The following is a 22,687-nucleotide window of genomic DNA, read 5'->3' as shown; positions in this document are numbered from 1 at the left end:
AAAACCTCCGGTGAGGGGACGGAACACGGGGGAAGTCGAGTCGTCAGGCGTCGGGGCCGGGTGCCGCGGACCGGCTGCGCGCACGGGCCTGGAGGAAGATCCGTACGGCCTGGGACTGGTCGCCCGGATCCGCGGTGCGGTGGGCCCAGGGCACGGGCGTGTAGTACGGGCCGATCGCGTCGAACACCCGGGCCGCTTCCTCGAACTGCAGCGCTCCCCACAGGGCGTGGGCCAGGTGGTTGAGGTCGAGCGGGGAGTGTTCGACCGGCAGGGACCGCTCGAACCAGGCGTGGTACGCCCGGCGTGCCTCGCGCGTCGCGTCCTCGGCCACCCAGTGCAGATCCAGGGCGGCGGAGCGCCCGCCCCCGCGCCGGTAGCGCTCGACCCGCACATGGAGCGGCAGGACGTGCAGCGCGGAGCCCGGCGGGGCCGTGTCGGCCACCCAGTGCGCGTAGCCGACCGCCTCCGCCAGCCGTTCCGAGGCCGCCTGCGCGTACAGGAACTGCAGCATGCGGTGGTGGGCCTCGCGGTTGTACGGGTCTCGCTTGTCGGCCTCGGCCAGCAGGCCCCACGGCCCGGGCGGCAGCATCGGCTCGGGCGGCGCCGCCCGGTGCTCCTCCCACAGCTGCCTGCGGTCCAGCTGGGCGAGCGCCAGCAGACACACCCAGGGCACGGGGTCCTGGGGTGCGACACGTGTGGCCGCGTCGCTCAGGTCCCAGGCCTCGATCCACAGTTCGTGCGTGCGGCGGTGTTCCTCGCGCCGGGCCCGTAACGCGCGCTCCACGGCTACCCGGGCCCGCATCACCGTCGCCGGCACGCTGTCCGGCTCCTCGGCGAGCCAGGTCCGCACCACGTCGGTGCCGGCGGCGGCCGCGGCCAGGACCTGGGTGCGCTGCGTCCACTGCCACCAGGTCACGGTCCGCTCCAGCAGGGTCCGCATCGACATCCAGCGCCCGGTCCGCACCTCCTGGAGGGCGGCGCGCAGTTCGGCGTCCTGGCCTGCGGGATCGTAAGCGGGGCGTGCTCCGTCTCTGGCCATCAGCCGTCCGCCCCGGGTAACGGGAACGGGTCGGGCCGGACGGCAAGATGGAGTAACAACAGCCCTCCTCGGGGCGGCGGTTGAGGAGATCGCGTTGGTCCGCGGTCACTATAGGGGTGGTGCTTGTGTGTCACATTCGGTTCCCGAACTTCTTTGGCTTGAAGGTCAATTGACTGGCCATCAGCCAATGGACAGGGCGGCGTCGGTGCTGGTCGGGGGGTGCTTGACGCGTGGGGCCGTCGGCGGCAGGCTGTCGGGCTGTGATCACCGAGGGAGGGGCGTGATGGCAGGTCCGGTACTCGCCGTCGACCAGGGCACGTCCGGCACCAAGGCTCTGGTGGTCTGCCCAGAACGCGGCGTCATCGGGACCGGGTTCGCCGCCGTACGACCCCGTCATCTGCCCGGCGGACTGGTGGAAGCCGACCCCGCCGAGCTGTACGACTCGGTGGTCGAGGCCGGTACCCGCGCCCTCGCCGAGGCGCGGGAACCCGTCGTCGCACTGGGCCTCGCCAACCAGGGCGAGACCGTGCTCGCCTGGGACCCGTCGACGGGCCGTCCGCTCACCGACGCCCTCGTCTGGCAGGACCGCCGGGCCGAGAGCGTGTGCGCCGAACTCGCCGAGCACGCCGATGAGTTGCGGCAGCTGACCGGCCTGCCCCTCGACCCCTATTTCGCCGCTCCCAAGATGGCCTGGACACGACGGCACCTCACCACCGAGGGAGTCGTCACCACCAGCGATGCCTGGCTGGTCCACCGCCTCACCGGCGCGTATGTCACGGACGCCGCCACCGCCGGCCGTACGCAACTCCTGGACCTCGACCATGCGCAGTGGTCACAGCGCGCGCTGGAGGTGTACGGCCTGTCCGGCGAGCGACTGCCGGACGTCGTCGACACCGCCGGGCCGGTCGGTACGACCACCGCCTTCGGACCCGAGATCCCGCTCACCGGGCTGGTCGTCGACCAGCAGGCCGCTCTGCTCGCCCAGCGCATCACCGCACCCGGCGGCGTCAAGTGCACCTACGGCACCGGGGCGTTCCTCCTCGCCCACACCGGCGACACGCCCCGGCGCGGCACCTCCGGGCTGGTCAGCTGTGTCGCCTGGCGGCTCGGCGGACGCACCAGCTACTGCCTCGACGGCCAGGTGTACACGGCCGCCTCCGCTGTCCGCTGGCTCACCGACCTCGGCGTCATCCAGGGCGCCGCCGACCTCGACACCGTCGGCCGGACCGTGCCCGACAGCGGCGGCGTCACCTTCGTCCCGGCCCTCGCCGGGCTCGCCGCCCCCTGGTGGCGCGGCGACCTGCGCGGCTCCCTCACGGGACTCGGCCTGGACACCGGCCCCGGGCACCTCGTACGCGCGCTCTGCGAGGGCCTCGCCGCGCAGGTGGTGTTGCTCGCGGAGGCCGCCGCGGCCGACCTCGGCGGGGCGCTCGGCGTCCTGCGCGTCGACGGCGGCCTGACCCGCTCCGCCCTGCTCATGCAGACCCAGGCCGACCTGCTGCAACGCCCCGTCGAGGTGTCCGCGCTGCCCGACGCGACCGCGCTCGGGGCGGGCGCGCTGGCGCGGCTCGGCGCCGAACCCGGGCTGAGCGTGGCCGACGCGCTGCCGGACTGGAAGCCGGCCGCCGTGTACGAGCCGCTCGTCTCGGCCGACGAGGCCGCCCAGCGCCTCGGCGGCTTCCGGGCGGCCGTGACCGCGTTGCTCGACGGGACGCCCGCATGACGGTCACGGACCGAGGGCCGCTGCCTTCGGCCCCGTACGACGTCGTGATCGTCGGTGCCGGGGTCGTCGGCTGTGCGATCGCCCGTGCCCTCGCCCGCCGTCCCGGACTGCGCATCGCCCTCGTCGAGGCGCAGGACGACGTCGGTCAGGGCACCTCGAAGGCCAACACCGCCATCCTGCACACCGGTTTCGACGCCGTACCCGGTTCCCTGGAGGCACGCCTGGTCCGCGAGGGCTCACGCCTGCTGGCCGCGTACGCCGCCGAGTCCGGCATCCCCGTCGAACCCGTCGGCGCACTCCTCGTCGCCTGGGACGAGGAGCAGCTCGCCGCGCTGCCCCGCCTCGCCGGGAAGGCCGAGCGCAACGACCACCGGAACACCCGCCTGATCGGGCCCGGCGAGCTGTACGAGCGCGAACCGCACCTCGGCCCCGGCGCGCTCGGTGCCCTGCACGTGCCCGGCGAGAGCATCATCTGCCCCTGGACGACCACTCTGGCGTACGCCACCCAGGCCGTCCGGCACGGAGTCGAACTCCACCTCAACTGCCGCGTGAAGCAGCTGAGTCGGCAGGACGGTACCCATGTCGTCGGCACCGGACGGGGCACCCTGCGCACCCGCTGGCTCGTCAACGCGGCCGGACTGCACGCCGACACCCTCGACCGGCAGCTCGGCCACGAGGACTTCACCGTCACCCCGCGCCGCGGCCAGCTCCTCGTCTTCGACAAGCTCGCCCGCGGCCTCGTGCGCCACATCCTGCTGCCCGTGCCCACGGAGCTCGGCAAGGGCGTCCTGGTCGCGCCCACGGTCTACGGCAACGTCCTGCTCGGCCCGACCGCCGAGGACCTGGACGACAAGCGGGTCACCGGCTCGACGGCCGAAGGGCTGGACATGCTGGGGGAGAAGGGCCGCCGTATCCTCCCCGACCTGCTCGACGAGGACGTCACCGCCGTCTACGCCGGCCTGCGCGCCGCCACCGAGCACGACGACTACCACATCGCCGCCCACCCCGACCAGACGTACGTCACCGTCGGCGGCATCCGCTCCACCGGCCTCACCGCGTCCCTCGCCATCGCCGAGCACGTGACGGGGCTGCTCGCCGAAGCGGGGCTGGAACAGGGCCCGGCGGCACGGGAGCTGGAGCCGGTCCGCATGCCCAGCCTCGGCGAGGCCTTCCCGCGCCCCCACCAGCGGCCCGAACTCGTCGCGGCCGACCCGGAGTACGGCACCCTCGTCTGCCACTGCGAACGTGTCTCGCGCGGCGAGATCCGCGACGCCCTCGCCGGCCCGATCCCACCCGCCGGCCTCGACGGCCTGCGCCGCCGGACCCGGGCCCGGGCAGGCCGCTGCCAGGGGTTCTACTGCGGTGCGGCCGTGCGGGCGCTGTTCGAGGGGGCGCGGGCGTGAGGGCGGTTGACGTCCTGGTCGTGGGAGCCGGCCCGGCCGGCCTCGCCGCCGCCGCCCGCCTCGCCGCCGCCGGAGTGCGCAGCGTCGAGGTCCTGGAACGCGAGCAACACGCCGGGGGAGTCGCACGGCACTGCGCGCACGGCGGCTACGGCACCCGGCTGCACCCGCTGACCGGCCCCGAGTACGCCCACCTGCTCGCCACCGCCACCGAGCGCGCCGGAGCCGTCGTCCGCACCGGGGTCACGGCCCTCGACTGGGCCGGACCCCTGGCGCTGCACACGGTCGGCCCGCACGGGCAGGAGACGATCGGCGCACGGGCCGTCGTGCTGGCCACCGGCGCGCGCGAACGGCCCCGCGCCGCACGGCTGGTGCCCGGCACCCGCCCCGCCGGGGTGTACACCACGGGCGAGCTCCAGCAGGCCGTGCACCTGTATGGACAGCACATCGGCACGCGCGCGGTCGTGGTCGGCGCGGAGGACGTCTCGTACACGGCCGCCGACACCGTACGGACCGTCGGAGCCTCGGTCGTCGCGATGGTCACCGACCTGGCCCGCCCGCAGACCACGCCCGCCCGTGCCCTCGACGCCCGCCTGCGCCACGCCATCCCGCTCCTCACCGGCACCACGGTCACCGAACTCGTCGGCCACGGACGCCTCTCCGGCGTACGCGTGCGCCACCGGGACGGCAGGACGGCCACGCTGCCCTGCGACACCGTCGTGTTCACCGGCGACTTCGTGCCCGAGCACGAACTGGCCCGGCGCGGCGGACTGGTCCTCGACACCGGTACCCGCGGACCGGCCGTCGACGGCTCCCTGCACACCTCGCGGCCCGGCGTGTTCGCCGTCGGCAGTGTGCTGCACGCCGTGGAGAGCGCGGCCACCGCGGCCCGCGAGGGCGCGCACGCGGCCGGTGCCGTCCTCGGGACGCTCGCCGGAGCCGAACCGCCGAAGGGCGTCCCGCTGATCGTGGACCCGCCCCTGCGCTGGATCGCCCCGAACCGGGTCACACCGGCCGACCGGCTGCCGTACGTCCTGCGCACCGCGGCCGAACTGTCCCGTCCGGTCCTGCGGGTCACCCAGGACGGCCGCCCACTGCACCGCCAACGCCTCTGGAGCGCCGTACCGAACCGCACGGTGACCCTGACGGCAGGCTGGGCCGGGCGCGTGGATCCGAAGGGCGGTCCGGTGCGCGTGGCGCTCGCGGAGCGGTGAGTCAGATCACCTTCAGCCGGACCAGCGCGCCGAGCGTCAGCGCACCCGGCAGCAGCGGCAGCCACACCGTGATGATCCGGTAGGCGAGCACCACGGCGGTCGCCACGGCCACCGGGCCGCCCGCCGCCACCAGGGCCACGATCAGCGCCGCCTCGACCGAGCCGATCCCGCCCGGCACGGGCACCAGGGCCACCGCGACCGTCGCCGCCAGATAGGCGAGGGCCATGTGCGCGGGCGGCACCGGCAGCCCGAGTGCCTGCCCCACCGCGGCCAGCCCGGTCGCCTGCAACGCGGGGAAGGCCAGCGAGCCGCCCCACAGTGCGAGCGCCCGGGCCGGACGCGTGTGCACCGACCGTGCCTCGCCCAGCGCGGTCCGCAGGAAGGACACCACGGCCGTACGCAGCCGTCGTACGCACGCGAGCACGCCCGCCGCCACGACCAGGACCGCCACGACGGCCAGCAGCAGCGGGCCCACGGCCCCGCCGGGCACAAGCGTCCCGAGCCGCAGCGCGTCCGGGAAGGCGATGAGCAGCGCGGCCAGCAGGCCGACCCGGCCGATCGACTCGGCCAGCAGATACAGGGCGAGGGCGGCGGACGAACGGGCGAGCGGAAGCCCGCACACCGTCATGAACCGCAGGTTGACCGCGCTCGCGCCCAGGCCCGTCGGCAGCAGATGGTTGGCCGCGCCCGCCGCGAACTGCGTGGCCACCAGCCGCCGTTTCGGCAGCGCCTCGACGACGGCACCCTGCCGGGTGAGGGCGGCGGCGACCCAGGTCAGGCAGGTGGCGCCGACCGCGACCACCAGCCAGGGCCACCGGGCGTTCCGCAGATGGCCGAAGCCCTCGGCGAGCACGGACCGGTGCTCCACCGCGACGACGGTGACGAGCAGGAGCGGAAGCAGGCACAGGATCTGGCGGATCCGCCGGACCCGGGCGCGACGGGGAAGTTCGGGGAGTTGTACCGCTGTCACATCCGCAGAGGCTTCCCAGCCCACACCAACTGCGGGTTGCGGAAGCGGGGACAGGGGATTGCGTACGGTCATCGGGTCCTTCGCGAGGGTGGACGACGGAAACACATTGACCTCAATCATGCTCGAGGTTCTACGGTCGTTCCCATGAGCATGGAGACCACAGCCTGGACACAGCTGCACAGCGTCATGAACGCCGAGCAGAAACGCCGCCCCCTCGCCCGCGACACGCTGCGCCGCATCGGCGCGTTCGCCCGCCCGCACCGCCGCCGTATCGCCCGGTTCGTGGCGCTCGGCGTGGTGACCGCGCTGCTCGCCGTCGCGACCCCGGTACTCGCCGGACGCGTGGTGAACGCGATCGTGTCGGGCGACGACGAAGGCACGGTCGTACGCCTGGCCCTGCTCATCGCGCTCATCGCGGTCGCGGAGGCGACCCTCGGCGTGCTCGGCCGACGGCTGTCGGCGACGCTCGGAGAGGGCCTCATCCTCGATCTGCGGACGGCTGTGTTCGATCATGTGCAGCGGATGCCGGTCGCGTTCTTCACACGTACTCGTACGGGAGCGCTCGTCTCCCGTCTCAACAACGACGTCATCGGCGCCCAGCGCGCCTTCAGCAACACACTCTCCGGAGTGGTGAGCAACCTGGTCACGCTGCTGCTCACGCTCGCTGTGATGCTCACCCTGTCCTGGCAGATCACTCTGCTCGCGCTGGTGCTGCTGCCGGTGTTCGTGATCCCGGCGAGGCGCATGGGCAGGCGGATGGCCGGAATGCAGCGGGAGGCGGCGGCCCTGAACGCGGCGATGGGCACCCGGATGACCGAACGCTTCTCCGCACCCGGCGCCACCCTGGTCAAGCTCTTCGGCCGCCCGGAGGAGGAGTCCGAGGAGTTCGCCGTCCGCGCGCGCCAGGTGCGGGACATCGGCGTACGGACGGCCATGGCGCAGTCCATGTTCATCACCGCCCTGACCCTGGTCTCCGCCCTGGCCCTCGCCCTGGTCTACGGCCTCGGCGGCTGGTTCGCCCTGCGCGGCACCCTCGACCCGGGCGCCGTCGTGGCTCTCGCCCTGCTCCTGACCCGCCTGTACGCCCCGCTGACCGCACTGGCCGGCGCCCGCGTCGAGGTGATGAGCGCCCTGGTCAGCTTCGAGCGCGTCTTCGAGGTGCTGGACCTGGAGCCGCTGATCAAGGAGCAGCCGCACGCACGGCCGGTCCCCGAGGGCCCGGTCTCCGTCGAGTTCGAGAACGTCCGCTTCGGCTACCCCTCCGCCGACAAGGTCTCCCTCGCCTCCCTGGAGGAGGTGGCCACCCTCGACTCCCGCGGCGGCGCCGAGGTCCTGCACGGCATCTCCTTCCGCGCCGAACCCGGGCAGACCGTCGCGCTCGTCGGCACGTCCGGCGCCGGCAAGTCGACGGTCGCACAACTGCTGCCGCGCCTGTACGACGTCGACGAGGGCGCCGTCCGGGTCGGCGGTGTCGACGTCCGCGACCTGAGCACCGACTCACTGCGCGGCGCCCTCGGCATGGTCACCCAGGACGGCCACCTCTTCCACGACACCGTCCGTGCCAACCTCCTCCTCGCCCGCCCCACCGCGACCGAGCCCGAACTGTGGGACGCCCTGCGCCGCTCCCGCCTCGACGATCTCGTGCGGTCCCTGCCCGACGGCCTCGACACGGTGGTCGGCGAGCGCGGCTACCGGCTCTCCGGCGGCGAACGCCAGCGCATGACCATCGCCCGGCTGCTGCTGGCCCGCCAGCGCGTCGTCATCCTCGACGAGGCCACCGCCCACCTGGACAACACCTCGGAGGCGGCCGTCCAGGAGGCGCTCACCGAGGCCCTCGAGGGCAGGACGGCCGTGGTGATCGCCCACCGGCTGTCCACCGTGCGCGCGGCGGACCTGATCCTCGTCGTCGAGGCGGGGAGGATCGTGGAACGCGGCACGCACGAGGAGCTGCTGGCGGTCGAGGGACGGTACACGGAGCTGTACCGGACGCAGTTCGCGCAGGGGCCGGACGGGGTGACGGAGATCGCGGCGGCCTAGGCACGGGACGCGCCGCCGCCGCGGTGGATCGGTGGCGGTGACGGCGCAGGGCCACGTGCACGGTGTCCGGGGCCTGCCCGAGGACGGCGCGGGCGGCATCGGTGCCGCGCAGGGGGTCGAGCACCATGAAGGCGTGGATCGTGCCGTGGTGGCGCAGGGACATCACGGGCACGCCCGCCGCCCGGACCTTCGCCGCGTAGGCCTCGCCCTCGTCGCGCAGGACGTCGGCCTCACCGGTGACGGCCAACGCCGCAGGGAGCCCGGCCGGCTGGTCCGGCGAGGCCCGCAGCGGCGAGGCGGTCGCCTCGCTCCGCCGCCATACGTCGTGTCGCTCGTCTGCGGCTGCTACCGGTGCTCTGCGGCGGGGAGAGCCGGCGCCGAAGCTCTGTCGGCCTGCGGTGCGTCGGCGACTTCGGCGACTTCCGCGGCGCGCAGGCTGCGCCACTCGCGTGGCGCGAGGCCGTACGCGGTGCGGAAGGCCCGGCTGAAGTGGGCGGGACTGACGAAGCCCCAGCGCTGGGCCACGGCCGACACGGTCGGGTTCGTCCTGCCGCGACGCGCCAGTTCGCGTGCGCACTCCTCCAGGCGACGCTGCTGGATCAGCCGCGAGACGGTGATTCCCTCGCCCTCGAAGAGCCGGTGCAGGTATCGGACGGATATCCGGTGCGCCCCCGCGACGGCCTCCGGCGAGAGGGCCGGATCCCCCAGGTTCCGGTCGATGTGGGCGCGGATGCGCGGCACGAGGTGACTGCGGGTGCTGTCCGCCTCCGGCGTGGCCTGCCGGGTCTGCTCGGTCACCAGGGCGGCGAAGAGGTCGATGACGCTGCCGGCCAGTCTGCCCCCGGTGGCCGGGGAGTAGGAGGGGGCCGAGGCGGCCAGCGTGCCGAGCAACGACAGCAGCACCGCACCGACGCCGTCCGCAGTGCCCACGGCGGTGGCGGTGACCCGGCGGATGTCGGACTCCGGTACGCCCAGCGCGCGGTGGGGCAGCTGGAAGACGTGGGTGGAGAACCGCTCCGGGTAGTCGAAGGAGTACGGCCGTGTCGTGTCGTACACCATCAGGTCGCCCTCGCCCACCTGGGCCCGCCGGCCGTCCTGGACGAGGGTCGCCGAGCCCGCCACCTGGATGCCGACGCCCACGAACGCCTCGGACGGGCGCGCGATGAGGGCTTGGGTGCGGCTGACCCGATTGGCGTCGGCCTCCATCGTGGACACCTGGAGACAGCCGAGGCGGCTGGTCGTGAGGCGCCCGGCGAACGGACCGGTGCCGCGCGGGGCGACGGTCATGGGCACCAGCGCCTTGCCCACCGCGTTCCGCCAGTATGCGATCTTGTCCTGATCGGGAACCGAAGCGGTCGTCACTACCGGACTCAACTGGCCTTCCCCTCCTCACGTACGGCGCCGACGGGGACCCCGGCCGAGCCCTGCGCGACCGGTTTTCCCCGCCTGACCAGCCAAGCAGTCGGCCGTTGCGGGCTCCAGGCACATCGCAGGCAGAAAGTCCGGCTGCCCGCACGTATGCCTGCCGAGCCCCGGCGAGGAGGAATCAGCTGTCGATGCGGGCGAGTTGCTCCCGGGCCTGACTGACGCTCTGGGGGTCGGCGTCGGCACCGAGGGAAAGGCAGCGGGTGAAGGCCAGCCGGGCTCGGTCCTGGTGTCCCGCGCCCAGCAGGGCGATACCCAGGGTGATCAGGAAGCGGCCCTCCATGGCGGTGTTGCCGCTGTCGCGGCCGAGGTTCACGGCGGTCTGCAGATGGGTCACGGCCTCGTCCCAACGCTTCAGGGCGAGACAGGCCCGACCTGTGTTCGCGTACAGGTTGAGGCGGGTGATCCGGGAGATGTGCGGTTCGATCCGGTCACCGCTCTCGTCCAGGAAGGCGAGCGCCCGCTGGTCGGAGGCGATGGCCTCCTCGGCCCGGCCCTCCTCGAGCAGACTCATTCCGTGGCCGCCCATGGCCTGGAGGGTGCCGTGGAGATCGCCGGCGGCTTCGAACAGCCGGGCGGCATGACCGTTGTGGTCGACGGCCGCCGCGAGGTCGCCCAGCAAGCGGTGGGCCCAGGCGCGATAGAAGTGGGCCCAGGCCTGCTGGCCCGGGTCGCCGGCGCGCTCGGCGGCCGCGAGGGCCTGGGCCGAGCGGTCGAGGCCGGCGCGGTGGCGGCCTTCGCACAGGAGCAGGGCCCAGGCGTGGTAGTTGAGTTGGGTGGCTTCGACGAGCGGGTCGTCCAGGGCCTGGGCGGAGTCGGCGGCGGTGCCGAAGACCTCGGGCCAGTGTCCCCAGAAGATCCACTGGTCGGAGAACCAGTGCAGGGCCTCGGCCACCTCCACCACGGTGGCGTGGTCGCCCGCGGCGGCGGTCCGGCGCAGGGCGGCCAGCCAGTTGGCACCCTCGGCCTGCAGCCACTGGCGGGCCTTGTCGGCGGTGGACAGGTCGACGCTGTCCTGCCAGGTCTTCGGCGGGGCGCCGTGGTCGGGCTCGTACCAGCGACCGGCCACGACCGCGGTCCGCAGCAGCCAACGGTCCATCGCCGCACGGGCCCGCGCGGCGTCCTCGGTGCTTTCCTCGGCCTCCAGGCGGGTCCGGGCGAACAACCGCAGCAGGTCGTGGAAGCGGTAGCGGTCCCCCTCCACACCCAGCAGGCCGGTCTCGACCAGTTCCTCCAGAGCGTCCTCGGCGTCGAAGAGCATCTGCCCGGTCAGCCGGGCGGCACAAGCGGCGCCGACGTCCGGACCCTCGACCAGGGAGAGGCGCCTGAACAGGCGGGCGGCCGGGGGAGTGAGCTGGCGGTAGGACAGGTCGAAGGCGGCCGACACACGGACGTCCCCGGCCGCCAGTGCGTCCAGGCGGCGTTCCTCCAGGGCGAGGCGGTCGGCCAGCCGGCGCACGCTCCAACCGGTGCGGGTGGCAAGCCAGTTGCCGGCCACGCGCAGCGCCAGCGGCAGGTGGCCGCACCGCTGGGCGACCTCGACCAGCGCGGCCTCGTCCGCACCGGCCCGCTCCGCCCCCACCAGGCCGGTCAGGAACGCGGCCGCATCGTCCGCGCCGAGTTCCCCGAGCGGCATACGGTGCACGCTCTCCAGGCCGGTGAGCATCCGGCGACTGGTCACCAGCACCATCCCGCCGCCGCTGCCGGGCAGCAGGGGGCGGACCTGCGCCTCGTCACGGGCGTTGTCCAGCACCAGCAGATACCGCCGGTCGGCCAGCGCCCGGCGGTAGAGCCCGGGACGGCCCTGCGGCCCGGCCTTCGCGAGGTCCCGGTCGGCCACCCCCAGCGCCTTGAGCACGCCCAGCATCAGCTCGGCCGGCTCGGGCGGCGCGTCGTCCATCCCGCGCAGGTCCACCAGCAACTGCCCGTCGGGGAACCGGTCGGCGAGCTGCCGGGCGCCGTGCAGCGCGAGTGTGGTCTTGCCCGTCCCCGGCGGCCCGGACACCGCCGCCACCACCGCCGGCTTCCCGGAGGCGGCCGTACCGGGCCCGCCCCCGTCGGCGTGCGGGTGCGGGTGCGGGTGCGGGGCCACGGCTCGGTCGGCGAGCTCCGCCAACCGCACCAACTCCCGCTCACGGCCCACGAAGTCGTCGATGCCACGCGGGAAGGCACGCACTCCCACCGGGCTGTAGCCCGGGCTGCGTCCGGACCGGGCCGCCGCGAGCAGCCGCTCCCGCTCCGCCTCGTCCAGCCCCAGGCCGTCGGCGAGCGCGGCCACCGTACGGCGCTGCGGGGCCGCCCGTCGGCCCCGTTCCAGGTCCCCGATGCCCCGCACGCTCACACCCGACGCCTCGGCCAGGCCCTCCAGCGTCAATGACGCGGCGAGCCGCAACTCCCGTAGCAGCGACCCGAATACCGCGCTCTCCTCGGCCAATCCGCCCCCTCGTGCACACCATGCGCGAGCCGGAACGCCCGAGCATGATCACGAGAAGTGTAGGGGGGTGCTGTGTGCCGGAGGTAAACGAGCGGTGTGCCCGGAAGGCGGGGCGGGAGCCGCCAGGTCAGCTCGTCGCGCGTACCGCCTCGCGGATCAGGTCGGCGACGTCCTTGGGCCGGGACACCGCCACGGCGTGCGAGGCGCCCTCCAGTTCGACGACCGTCGCCCCGGCCCGCTTCGCGCCGAACCGCTGCACCTCGGGGTTGATCGCCTGGTCAGAGCCGGCCACCAGCGCCCAGGACGGCTTGGTCCGCCACGCTGCGGCCGATGCCGTCTCCGTGAACGCCCCGGCGGTCAACGGTCGTTGGGCGACCGCCAGGATCTTGGTGACCTCGGGCGGAACGTCTGCAGCGAAGATCTCCGGGAACGCCTCCGCCTTGATGGTGACCTCGACCGCGGCCGCCGCCCCAGCCCCCGCCCCAGCCGCCCCCTCAACGGGGTACGTCACCTCTCGCAGATTGCTGACCAGCGGCGACAGCGGGAAGCGCCCCTGCAGCTCGCCCAGGCTCTCGCCCTCCTCGGTGACATAGGCGGCCACGTAGACCAGTCCGACGACGTTCTCCACGGCCCCGGCCACGGAGATCAGCGCGCCGCCGTAGGAGTGGCCGACCAGCACGACCGGACCCTTGACCTGGGCGGCCGCGGAGGCGATGTACGCGGCGTCGGAGGCCAGGCCGCGCAGCGGGTTGGGCGGTGCCAGGACGGGGATGCCGTGCTGCTGCAACTCGGCGATGACGCCGGCCCAGCTGCCGGCGTCCGCGAAGGCGCCATGCACGAGAAGGACGGTGGGGGTGGTGGACATGCCGGATTCTCCTTGTCGATGTCTCAGTGGCCGTGGAGCGCGGTGCGCAGGGTGCCGACGGCCATCGCGATCGCGGCCTCGGCGGCATGCGTCTCGCGCAGCGCGTTGAGCATCACGAAGTCGTGGATGATGGCCTGGAAACGCACGGCGGTCACCGGAACACCGGCCTCGCGCAGCTTGTTCGCGTACGCCTCGCCCTCGTCGCGCAGGACGTCGGCCTCCCCGGTGATGACGAGGGCCGGCGGCAGCCCGGCGAGCTGCTCGGTGGTGGCCCGCAGCGGCGACGCGGTGATCTCGGCCCGCTCCGCCTCGTCGGTCGTGTACTGGTCCCAGAACCACTGCATGCCGTCACGGCGCAGGAAGTAGCCGGTGGCGAACTGGTGGTACGAGCCGGTGTCGAAGTTCGCATCGGTGACCGGGTAGAAGAGGACCTGCTGGACCAAGGGGACATCGCCCCGCTGCTTCGCCATCAGCGTCAGCGCGGCGGTCATGTTCCCGCCGACGGAGTCGCCGGCCACGGCGATCCGCGTGGCGTCCAGGTCCTTGGACCCGCCCTGCTCCACGACCCAGCGGGCGACCGCGTAGTTCTGCTCGATGGCGACCGGGTACCGGACCTCGGGAGAGAGGTCGTACTCCGGGAAGACCACGGCGGCGTTCGCGCCCACGGCGAGTTCGCGCACCAGCCGGTCGTGCGTGTGGGCGTTGCCGAAGACCCAGCCGGCGCCGTGGATGTACAGGATCACCGGCAGCGTCCCCTCGGCGCCCGCCGGCCTGACGAGGCGGGCCCGGACGCTGCCCGTAGGGCCGCCCTGGACGGTGATCCACTCCTCGTCGATCTCCGGCTTGTCGATCTCGCCGGACTGCACCTCGTCGACGGCCTTGCGGCCCTCGGCGGGCGGCAGGTCGAAGAGGTAGGGCGGGTTCGCGGTCGCCTCGGCGAACGCGGCGGCCGCCGGCTCCAGTACCGGCTGAACCGGCTCGACGGCGTCGGACATGTGACTCTCCTGAAGTGTCGTGCGTGAACCGCGGGTTCTTTCACCGCAGATTCTTCGTTCAGCACGCTAGATCCGCGAAGCCGACACGCCTTGCCCAGGAGCGCACCGGCGCTGACCTCACAGCGCACGGCGGTGTGGACCGCAGACCTGGCGCTGCCTGGCACCCGGATCCAAGTCTGCGAGAACCCACGCGTGGTCGGGCCGCGGCCGACACCGGTCGTACGGCGCCCTTGATCCGGCACGGAACCGAATTCGGACGCCAGGAGCGCGGTGAGCCCGACGCCTTCCTCCACGAGCGGTCATGGCGGCCGCCGACCACCCAGCCGACTACCCACCTACCCACTCCGGCGGCTCGCCTGCGCGTGCTGCCCGGCCGGGCGGGCCAGTGCGTCGACGGTCGCGGAGAACAACCACGGCAGCCGCAGTGCCAGAGGCACCAGCGCCGCGCGAGCCGGGGGCGCCCGCGTCGCGCCGAGCAGCGCGTGGGTCAGCCAGCGGTAGCGCCGTGTGAGCCGGCGCCACTCCCGCTCGTAGCCTGCCAGGTCACCGCTGGTGACGGCCCGGACGGCCGCCGGCGCCTGCGCGAGCGCCAGGGCGATGCCCTCACCGGTCAGCGCGTCGACGTAGCCGGCGGCATCGCCCACGAGCAGCACTCGACCCGCGGTGCGCGCGCTGGTGTCCTGGCGGAGCGGGCCCGCCCCGCGCACCGGTCCGGCGGGCTCGGCTCCGGCCAGCCGCTCCCGCAGCTCGGGGAAGGCGGCCAGGTGGTCGTCGAATGATCCGCGGGCGGTGGTGAGCACCGCGACACCCACGAGGTGGTCGGCCACCGGGGTCACGTAGGCCTCCGCGCATCGGGCCCAGTGCACCTCGACGTGGTCGCTCCAGGGGGCGAGCACGTAGTGGCGCCGCAGCCCGTGTCGCGGGCGGGCCCGGCGTGGCCGGCCGAGCCCCAGGGCCCGGCGGATCGGCGAGTGCAGGCCGTCGGCCGCGACGAGATGGCCGGCACGGGTGCCGTCGACCGACACACCGTTCCCGTCCTGCTCGACCCGGCGCGCGGTGCGCTGCTCGATCCGTACGCCCGCGGCCAGCACCGCCTCGCGCAGCGCCGCGTGCAGCGTCGTACGACGCACCCCGCGGCCCGGGCCCGCTGCGAAGTCGGCATCCACCCGGCGCGGTCCGGCGACGTAGACGATGCCGCGCAGGTCGCGCCCCGGCGGGTGCACGCCGAGCGCTGCCAAGGCGGTGACGGCACCCGGCATCAGTCCCTCGCCGCACGCCTTGTCGACGGTACCGGCGCGCTGCTCCCACACGGCGACGTCGAGCCCCGCCCGGGCCGCGTGCAGGGCCGTAGCCAGGCCTGCGGGGCCCCCGCCGACGACGAGCAGGTCCATGTGCGCCTCCTTCAGGCCAGTCGTGCCAGGGCGGTGTCCTCGGTGCGGATGCGGGTCGCGAGCAGGAACCCGTTCAGCGCGGTGAAGACGACCGCCGTGACCCAGGCCGAGTGCACCAGGGGGAGCGCGAGCCCCTCGACGACGACGGCGACGTAGTTGGGGTGCGGGATCCAGCGGTAGGGGCCGCCCGTCACGCGCGCGGCACCCGGCACGACGATCACCCGGGTGTTCCACTGCCGTCCCAACGTGGCGATGCACCACCACCGCAGCGCCTGCGAGGCCGCGACGAAGGCGAGCATGGCCCAGGCGAGGACCGCCACCGCGTCCGGTCGGCGCATCCACACCTCCACGAGCGCGCCGACGAGCAGGCCCGTGTGCAGGACCACCATGACCGGGTAGTGCCCCCGCCCGCACTCCACGCCGCCCCGCGCGAGGCTGAAGGCGGCGTTGCGGTGCGACACGACCAGTTCGGCGAGCCGCTCCAGGCCGACGGCCACGACCAGGACGGTGAACAGGACCTCGCTGCTCACCGCTCACCGCCCGGAGCGCGCAGGAGCACGAACTCGGAACAGAAGCCCGGCCCCATGGCGAGCATGAGTCCGTAGGAGCCGGGCGGGGGCGGACGGTCGGCGAGGGTGTCCGCCATGACGTGCAGCACCGAGGAGGACGACAGGTTGCCGATCCGGCGCAGCGAGTCCCAGGTCACGCCCAGGGCGTCCCGCTCGACCTCGAGGGCCTCCTGCAGCGCTTCGAGGACCTTGGGGCCGCCGGGGTGCGCCACGTACCAGCCGAGGTCGTCGCGGGTCAGCCGGTGGTCGGTGAGGAAGCCGCGGACGTCGTCGCCGATGTGACGGCGCACCAGGTCGGGGACCGAGGGGTCGAGCACGATCCGCAGCCCGCCGGAGCCGACGTCCCAGCCCATCATGCGCTCCGAGTCGGGGTAGAGACGGCTGCGCGACGCGAGGACCTCGGGACGAGCCGGGTCGTCGGACTGCGCGAGCGCGTGCTCGGACCCGACGGCGACCACCGCCGCGGCGCCGTCCCCGAACAGGCCGCTGGCCACGAGGTTGGCGACCGAGGTGTCGTCGCGCTGCAGCGTGAGAGAGCACAGCTCGACCGACATCAGCACCGCGACCCCGTCCGGGCGGCCGCGCAGCAGATCGTGCAGGCGGGCGATACCGGCCACGCCCGCCACGCAGCCGAGGCCGACGAGGGGCAGACGCACCACGTCGGGACGCAGCCCGATCTCCGCTGCGACGCGGGCCTCGAGCGAGGGGACGGCCAGTCCGGTCACGGTGCACGACACGATGTAGTCGACGTCGGCCGGTGTGAGGCCGACGCTCTTGAGCGCGTCGACGACCGCGCGGGCGCCGAGCTCGACGCCGGCCCGGATGAAGACGTCGTTCGACTGGCCGAAATCATCGAGACGGGCGTACTCCTCCAGCGGGAGCACGGTATGCCGGGTCTCGACGCACACGTTGCGGTGGAACCGTTCCACGACGCCGGGGTTGACCGCGTCCTCGACCATCGTGGCCGTGAAGGACTCGGTGATCTCCTCCTGGCGGTGGCGGTGTTCGGGCAGGGCGCCGCGGACGCTGAGGACGCGCATGGTCATGCTGGCTCCTGTGGTCGGCTGGTCGCGCGAGTGGGCGCGCCGAGCGCCCGACGAAGGCCGAGCGCGACGGTCGGGCTGAGCCGGCCCCGGGCGAGGCCGAGCTCGACGAGGCCATCAAAAGCATGCTGGTCGGCGGCCGAGGCGTGCAGCCCGCCCCCGGGAAGCCGCGTGTTGCGGGCGAGGCGGGCGAGGCGGGCGGCGGGAGCGGTATGGCGTAGCCGGGGGAGCAGGATCCGGCGGGTGGCTCGGGCACACCGCTCCCCGGCACGCTCGGGCCGCACGTCGCACCGTGCCTCCGTCGCGGCCCGGCCGGGTGCGATGCTGAAAACCACGGTGGGGTGGATGCCCTCGCGAGTCAGCGAGTTCACCGGGTCGGCAGCGTCGCCCGCGAGCGGCAGGCGGCCCGTCGGAGGGCGCCGGCGTGCCGTCGAGAGCGGCAGACGGCGCCCGCCCCGGTGCTGCCCGTCCTCGCCCGCGCCGGGCAGGAGCGTCTCTTGGCGCCGGAGCGGCTGGGCACCTGTCGGTGATGGACGCTTCTCGCGCAGGCCGGCCACCGCGAGGTCGAAGTGGTGGGGCGAGGGCGCCATCAGCCGGCCGCCACGAGCAGCACGACGTCGACCAGGGCGATGGCCACCGCGGCCCGGAAGGGAGTACGACCGCGGGCGGCCAGCGTGAGCAGTGCGAGGACGACCACCAGTGCGAGGACCGCCCATGCCCACGCCGGGGGCGTTCCTGCGGGGCCGAGCACGGCGAGCAGTGAGGCGGCGGGCAGCAGCACGGCGGCAAGGGCGCGCGAGCGACGCTCGCCGATCCGGTGCGGGAGGCCGCGGACGCCGGTCCGTTCGTCGTCGGCGAGGTCGGGCAGCGTGTTGAGCAGGTGCGCCCCGACACCGAGCGCGGCGCCGGCGCCGGTCATCCACAGCGGCGCCCAGCCCTGGGCGGGGTCGGCGAGTGTGACGACCGAGGGCAGCGTTCCGAAGGCGCAGGCGTACGGCGCCCAGGACCACGCGGTGGCCTTCAGCCCGAGGTTGTAGGCGTGGCCCGCACCGGTGGCAAGGGTGGCGTTGACCAGCGCGCTGCGCCAGTCGGCGAGCGCGGACAGCACGAGGCAGGCGAGGGCGGCCACGACCAGGGCTCCCACCACCCGGCCGACCGGGAGGGTTCCGACGGCCAACGGCTTGTCGGTGCGACCGACGGCGCGGTCGCGACGGAGGTCCAGCAGGTCGTTGCCCCAGCCGACGGTGAGCTGGCCGGTGAACACCGCCGCGGTGACGGCGAGGGCGTCGAGCGGACGCAGGTCGGCGCGGAGCGCGAGCAGGCCCGCGACGGCGGTGACCGCAAGGGCCGGCCCGCCGTGGGCGGCGGCTAGCAGCGCGGGAACGGGCGGCGGTCCGGGGCGGGCTGGGACCGCGCGGGTGGTCACGGGCACAGCCGCACCTCGACCGGCCGGTGACGGATCGTGGAGCCGAGCGCGCCGAACACCGTGTGCGGGCGCAGCACCGCCGCGGGCACGGAGGTCTCGGCGGCCGGATCGAACGGACCGCCCGCGCGCTGGTGGCGCACGGCGGCGGGCGCTTCGGCGATCACCTCGGCGATCTCTCGGGTGTGGACCATCAGGGTGGTCAGCCCTCGGTCCGCCGGCAGGACCGGCAGCAGGCCGAGCGCCTTGGCGGGCACGCCGTACGGGACTTGGCGCTCAGGCCGACCGAGCGCCGGTCGACGCCACGGCTGCCGGGGCCGTGGGGCAGCCGCCGGGCCGGGCCGAGGAGGTCGCGAGGACCCTCCGGACGCGGGCGTCGTACAGCGGAGCCGATGCTTCCTGATGCACGTGTGACCATGATGGGCATGCAGGATCGATCCCACGTTGCCCGCCCGCTCACACGAGGCACTCCGGCATCCGGCGGACGTCCGCAGCATCGGCAGCCCCCGGCTGTGTCGTGTGTCGTGCCCTCCTCCGCCTCGCTCCCGAGGCCCTGAAGACACTGGCCGACGGCGACATCGACCGGCTCGTGCCACGGCGCGGTCCAGCGCCGGCGGGCCGCTCGTGCCAGGGCGGCCGGTGCCCCGGGTACGGCGAGAACGTGGAACGGACGGCTCGAGGCCGGGGCGGTGTCCGCCGGACTGTGCAGGGGCGCAGAATGGGACCATGGACATGGACGTCCTCACGGTTTCCGGCGTGCGGGACAGGCTCGGCAAGGCGCTCTTCAGCCGCGTCGCGGGGCCGGACGGTCCCGCGAACCGGGCTCGCATCCACAACACCCCGGGGCCGCGGTGGTTCGGCGCCGAACGGCCCATCCGCGTCGTGCACGGCGACGCCTCGATGTTCATCGGCGGACTGCGCGCCCTGCTGCTGCAATCCCTGCACCCGCTGGCCATGGCCGCCGTGGCCGCTCATTCCGGGTACCGCGGCGACCCCTGGGGGCGGTTGCAGCGCACCAGTACGTTCCTCGCCGTGACGACCTTCGGAACCGCCGAGGACGCCCGCAGCGCCGTCGAACGGGTCCGCGCGATCCATGAGCGGGTCAGGGGGGTGACAGCGGAGGGCGAGTACTACCACGCCGCCGATCCGCACCTGCTCGAGTGGGTGCATGTCACCGAGACGGACAGTTTCCTGCGTGCCCATGAGCGGTTCGGGGCCCGGCCCTTCGCATCCGCCGACTACGACGCCTACGTGGCGGACACGGCGAAGGTGGCGACGGCCCTCGGGGTGCCCGACCCGCCTCGGACGCGGGCGGAGCTCGAAGCCCGCCTGGCCGCGTACCGTCCGGAACTCCGTGCCACCCCGGAGTGCCGGGCGGCGGCGCGCTTCCTGCTGCTACAGCCACCGCTGCCGCTTGCCGCCCGGCCCGCCTACGCCCTCCTCGCCGCCAACGCGGTGACGTCCCTCCCGGAGTGGGCCCGAAGGCTGCTGGGGTTTCCGCGCGTTCCCGTGCTCGAGGACGCCGCGATACCGCTCACCGGCCATGTCCTGACCAGGGCGATCAGGTGGAGCATGAAGCCTCCGCCCTCGGCCGACGTCCGGTGACGTTGCGGCGCCACCCCCCGACCGCACGTGGTGGGTCCAGGGAAGCGCCGTGCGGCGTGCGTCCGGAGCCGTCGCCGAGAGGGTAGCGGCGCGAGTGCTCCCAGGGCCGTGGCTACCGCACCGACGTCACCGGGCTGACCGACGACGATGCGCGGATTCGCGGGTCAGCGCGGAGGCGGAGCCGGGTTCAGATGACCGGCCTGGGCGTATGGGACCGCACCGCCAACGAAACCGGTTGGAACGCGTTGCTGGGCGAGGCACGCGGCACCGACGACGTCTCCCCCTACTCTGCTCCGGCCCGCGCGGCCGACCTGTCCGGTCCGCCCCCGGCCTTCATCGACGTGGGCTCGGCCGGGACGTTCGGCGACGAGGACGTCACTTATGCATCCAGGATCTGGCAGGCCGGAGGGATCGCCGAACTCCGCTGCGGGCAACGTCGGCCGGACGCTGACAGTGGCTTCTTACTCGGCGTCAGGACGTGATGAGGTGCGGTTCTCGGACGACGACGACACCTCCGGGAGGGACGAAGACGGTCCCGGAGACCGGGGTGCCGGTGAGGAGCTCCACCCCCGCGGCGGGGGCTTCGGCTCCTTTCCCGGTGTGGTCGATGAGGAACAGGAAGTCGGCCTCCGTGCCGCGGCGCCGGACGACCTCGACTCCGGCGGGCACCTGGTGTTCGGGAGCGACGTCGGCGTCCTGGCGGATGCGGTGGAGCAGGGTGGCCAGGGTTTCCTGGTCGGGGTGGGTCGCCAGATACCAGGCGGTGCCGCTGCCATACGCATGGCGAGTGACGGCAGGCAGGCCGGTCAACGGGCCGTCGGCGTAGGAGACGACTTCCAGCGCGCCGGCCAGCCGCACCCGTTCCGACCACAGGTCGGCCCTGGCACCCGGGGGCACATCACCGGTCAGCCCTGTTGTCTCTCCCGGAAGCAAGGGGAAGAGTTCGTCGGTGACCACGCCCAGGAGGTCGCGGAACGCGCCGGGGTAGCCGCCGAGGCGTATGTGGCCGTTCTCGTCGACCATGCCGCTGTGGAAGCCGACGGCCAGCGTGCCCCCGCCTGCGGTGAAGGCGGTGAGGTTGTCCGCGGCCGCGTCCGTCACCAGGTACAGCGACGGGACGAGGACGAGCTTGTAGCGGTCGAGCGCGGGGTCGTCAGGGCGTACGAAGTCGACGGCGACGCCCGCTCGCCACAGGGGCGTGTACCAGTCGCGCACCAGGTCCTGGTAGCGCAGCTCGCCGCTGGGCTGGGAGGGCAGTTCCAGTGCCCAGCGGGCGTCCCAGTCCCATACGATCGCCACCTGCGCCGCGACCGTGGAGCCTCGTACCTCGGTCAGGGCCTTCAGGTCCTTGCCCAGTCGGACGACGTCCTGCCAGATGGCGCTGTCGGTTCCCGCGTGCGGCAGCATCGCGGAGTGCCACTGCTCGGCTCCCGCCTTCGCCGCCCGCCACTGGAAGAAGGCGATGCCGTCGGCACCGTGCGCCACGTGCGCGAGTGCGTTGCGGCGCATTTCTCCCGGGCTCTTGGCGCGGTTGACCTGCTGCCAGTTGACGGCACCGGTCGAGTGCTCCATCAGAAACCACGGGCCGCCCGCGAGAGACCTCATGAGATCGCCGCTGAGGGCGATGTCGAGCTCCGCCTCAGGGTCGTCGGACATCAGGTAGTGGTCGTTGGAGAGGATGTCCAACTCGGGTGCCCAGCGCCAGTAGTCGAGTGCGTCGAAGGTTCGCAGGACCATGAGGTTGGTGGTCGCGGGGATGTCCGGGGCGGCCCGGAGCAGTACTTCGCGTTCGGCGGTGCACAGCGAGAGCAGTTCGTCGGAGCAGAACCGGCGCCAGTCGAGTTGATGGGTGGGATTGGGAGGAGCCGCGGTGGCGCGGGGCGGGATGATCTCGTCCCAGGCGTAGTACCACTGGCTCCAGAAGGTGGTGCCCCAGGCGTGGTTGAGGGCGTCGAGGTCGTCGCCGTACTTCGCGCGCAGCCAGGTGCGGAAGGCGGCGGCGCTGGTGTCGCAGTAGCAGGCGGGGGTGTGGCAGCCGTATTCGTTGTGGACGTGCCACATGGCGACGGCCGGATGGGTGGCGTACCGGTGGGCGAGGACCTCCGCGATACGCAGTGCCGCTCGGCGGTAGGCAGGGCTGGACGGGCAGAAGGTCTGGCGGCTGCCGGGCCACAGCCGACGCCCGTCCCGGTCGACCGGCAGCGCCTCCGGGTGGGCCTTGAAGAACCAGGCGGGCGGGGCGGCGGTCGGCGTGGCCAGGTCGGCCGCGATGCCGTTCTCGTGGAGGAGGTCGAGGATCCGGTCCATGCGGGAGAAGTCGTGGACGCCCTCGGACGGTTCGAGCAGCGCCCAGGAGAAGATGCCGACGCTGACCATGGTGACGCCGGCCTCACGCATGAGGCGCATGTCCTCGGCCCAGACCTCCTCGGGCCACTGCTCGGGGTTGTAGTCACCCCCGTAGGCGATGCCGGGGATGCGAAGGCGGCGTTGAGTGCTCACTGGTGGTGCTCCGAGATAGCAGAAACAGGTGGCTTGAGGGAGCGTCAGCCCTTGT

Annotated in this window: 18 protein-coding genes and 2 pseudogenes; 6 read left to right on the top strand and 14 right to left on the bottom strand. The window is 73.6% G+C overall.

Annotation, left to right across the window (positions count from 1 at the left end):
* Window positions 1–43: 43 nt before the first annotated feature.
* A complete protein-coding gene (locus ADK57_RS28150) occupies window positions 44–1,039 on the bottom strand; it encodes a hypothetical protein (protein ID WP_053752398.1) in 996 nt (331 codons plus the stop codon).
* 283 nt (window positions 1,040–1,322) lie between these two features.
* Between ADK57_RS28150 and ADK57_RS28145 the strand changes: the two genes are divergently transcribed.
* From ADK57_RS28145 to ADK57_RS28135, 3 genes are read left to right on the top strand one after another with little or no spacing between them, the layout of a single operon-like run.
* Window positions 1,323–2,762, top strand: coding sequence for an FGGY family carbohydrate kinase (locus tag ADK57_RS28145; protein ID WP_053752397.1), 1,440 nt, complete (start codon window positions 1,323–1,325; stop codon window positions 2,760–2,762).
* A complete protein-coding gene (locus ADK57_RS28140) occupies window positions 2,759–4,165 on the top strand; it encodes an FAD-dependent oxidoreductase (protein ID WP_053752396.1) in 1,407 nt (468 codons plus the stop codon). Before ADK57_RS28145 ends, ADK57_RS28140 begins: the two co-directional genes overlap by 4 nt.
* A complete protein-coding gene (locus ADK57_RS28135; RefSeq protein WP_053752395.1) occupies window positions 4,162–5,376 on the top strand; it encodes an NAD(P)/FAD-dependent oxidoreductase in 1,215 nt (404 codons plus the stop codon). The genes ADK57_RS28140 and ADK57_RS28135 overlap by 4 nt, the downstream gene beginning before the upstream one ends.
* Before the next feature lies 1 nt (window position 5,377).
* Here ADK57_RS28135 and ADK57_RS28130 read toward each other — a convergent pair whose 3' ends face one another.
* The gene (locus ADK57_RS28130; protein WP_420711905.1) at window positions 5,378–6,346 is read right to left on the bottom strand and encodes a lysylphosphatidylglycerol synthase transmembrane domain-containing protein; all 969 of its coding nucleotides are present in this window, start codon (window positions 6,344–6,346) and stop codon (window positions 5,378–5,380) included.
* A 144-nt stretch (window positions 6,347–6,490) separates the two neighbouring features.
* Between ADK57_RS28130 and ADK57_RS28125 the strand changes: the two genes are divergently transcribed.
* Window positions 6,491–8,383, top strand: a complete 1,893-nt coding sequence (locus ADK57_RS28125) for an ABC transporter ATP-binding protein (protein WP_063786021.1) — start codon at window positions 6,491–6,493, stop codon at window positions 8,381–8,383.
* 136 nt (window positions 8,384–8,519) lie between these two features.
* Here the strand turns inward: ADK57_RS28125 and ADK57_RS52570 are convergent.
* From ADK57_RS52570 to ADK57_RS28075, 11 genes and pseudogenes are all read right to left on the bottom strand, one after another.
* A pseudogene (locus ADK57_RS52570) lies at window positions 8,520–8,828 on the bottom strand (alpha/beta hydrolase fold domain-containing protein); the annotation flags it as partial.
* Entirely contained in the window at window positions 8,729–9,757 is a 1,029-nt protein-coding gene (locus tag ADK57_RS28120; protein ID WP_078973382.1) for a helix-turn-helix domain-containing protein, read from the bottom strand. The gene ADK57_RS28120 and the pseudogene ADK57_RS52570, both read right to left, overlap by 100 nt.
* Before the next feature lie 172 nt (window positions 9,758–9,929).
* Entirely contained in the window at window positions 9,930–12,242 is a 2,313-nt protein-coding gene (locus ADK57_RS28115) for an ATP-binding protein (protein ID WP_053752393.1), read from the bottom strand.
* A gap of 127 nt (window positions 12,243–12,369) precedes the next feature.
* Complete coding sequence (locus tag ADK57_RS28110; RefSeq protein ID WP_053752392.1) at window positions 12,370–13,107, bottom strand: alpha/beta hydrolase; 738 nt, start codon at window positions 13,105–13,107, stop codon at window positions 12,370–12,372.
* 23 nt (window positions 13,108–13,130) lie between these two features.
* Window positions 13,131–14,102 carry an alpha/beta hydrolase gene (locus ADK57_RS28105; RefSeq protein ID WP_053752391.1) on the bottom strand — a complete coding sequence of 324 codons (972 nt, stop codon included), beginning with the start codon at window positions 14,100–14,102 and terminating at the stop codon, window positions 13,131–13,133.
* Window positions 14,103–14,437: 335 nt separating this feature from the next.
* Window positions 14,438–15,493: an NAD(P)/FAD-dependent oxidoreductase gene (locus ADK57_RS28100; RefSeq protein ID WP_053752390.1), complete on the bottom strand. Its 1,056-nt coding sequence runs from the start codon at window positions 15,491–15,493 to the stop codon at window positions 14,438–14,440.
* A gap of 11 nt (window positions 15,494–15,504) precedes the next feature.
* A complete protein-coding gene (locus ADK57_RS28095) occupies window positions 15,505–16,023 on the bottom strand; it encodes an isoprenylcysteine carboxyl methyltransferase family protein (protein WP_053752389.1) in 519 nt (172 codons plus the stop codon).
* Complete coding sequence (locus tag ADK57_RS28090; protein ID WP_053752388.1) at window positions 16,020–17,108, bottom strand: type III polyketide synthase; 1,089 nt, start codon at window positions 17,106–17,108, stop codon at window positions 16,020–16,022. Before ADK57_RS28090 ends, ADK57_RS28095 begins: the two co-directional genes overlap by 4 nt.
* A complete protein-coding gene (locus tag ADK57_RS28085) occupies window positions 17,105–17,695 on the bottom strand; it encodes a hypothetical protein (protein WP_053752387.1) in 591 nt (196 codons plus the stop codon). Before ADK57_RS28085 ends, ADK57_RS28090 begins: the two co-directional genes overlap by 4 nt.
* Window positions 17,695–18,531, bottom strand: a complete 837-nt coding sequence (locus tag ADK57_RS28080) for a UbiA family prenyltransferase (RefSeq protein WP_053752439.1) — start codon at window positions 18,529–18,531, stop codon at window positions 17,695–17,697. The genes ADK57_RS28085 and ADK57_RS28080 overlap by 1 nt, the downstream gene beginning before the upstream one ends.
* Window positions 18,528–18,785, bottom strand: coding sequence for a hypothetical protein (locus ADK57_RS28075; protein ID WP_053752386.1), 258 nt, complete (start codon window positions 18,783–18,785; stop codon window positions 18,528–18,530). Before ADK57_RS28075 ends, ADK57_RS28080 begins: the two co-directional genes overlap by 4 nt.
* Before the next feature lie 475 nt (window positions 18,786–19,260).
* Here ADK57_RS28075 and ADK57_RS28070 point away from each other — a divergent pair, with 475 nt between their 5' ends.
* Together ADK57_RS28070 and ADK57_RS28065 are read left to right on the top strand one after the other, a co-directional pair.
* Complete coding sequence (locus ADK57_RS28070) at window positions 19,261–20,133, top strand: oxygenase MpaB family protein (RefSeq protein WP_053752438.1); 873 nt, start codon at window positions 19,261–19,263, stop codon at window positions 20,131–20,133.
* 188 nt (window positions 20,134–20,321) lie between these two features.
* Window positions 20,322–20,555 (top strand): annotated as a pseudogene (locus ADK57_RS28065) (alpha/beta hydrolase); the annotation flags it as partial.
* A 49-nt stretch (window positions 20,556–20,604) separates the two neighbouring features.
* Here the strand turns inward: ADK57_RS28065 and ADK57_RS28060 are convergent.
* Complete coding sequence (locus ADK57_RS28060) at window positions 20,605–22,632, bottom strand: beta-galactosidase (RefSeq protein ID WP_053752384.1); 2,028 nt, start codon at window positions 22,630–22,632, stop codon at window positions 20,605–20,607.
* Window positions 22,633–22,687: the final 55 nt, after the last annotated feature.

It is taken from the genome of Streptomyces sp. MMG1533, from assembly GCF_001279775.1.
GTDB lineage: Bacteria > Actinomycetota > Actinomycetes > Streptomycetales > Streptomycetaceae > Streptomyces.
This window is presented reverse-complemented; position numbering and strand designations above follow the sequence as displayed.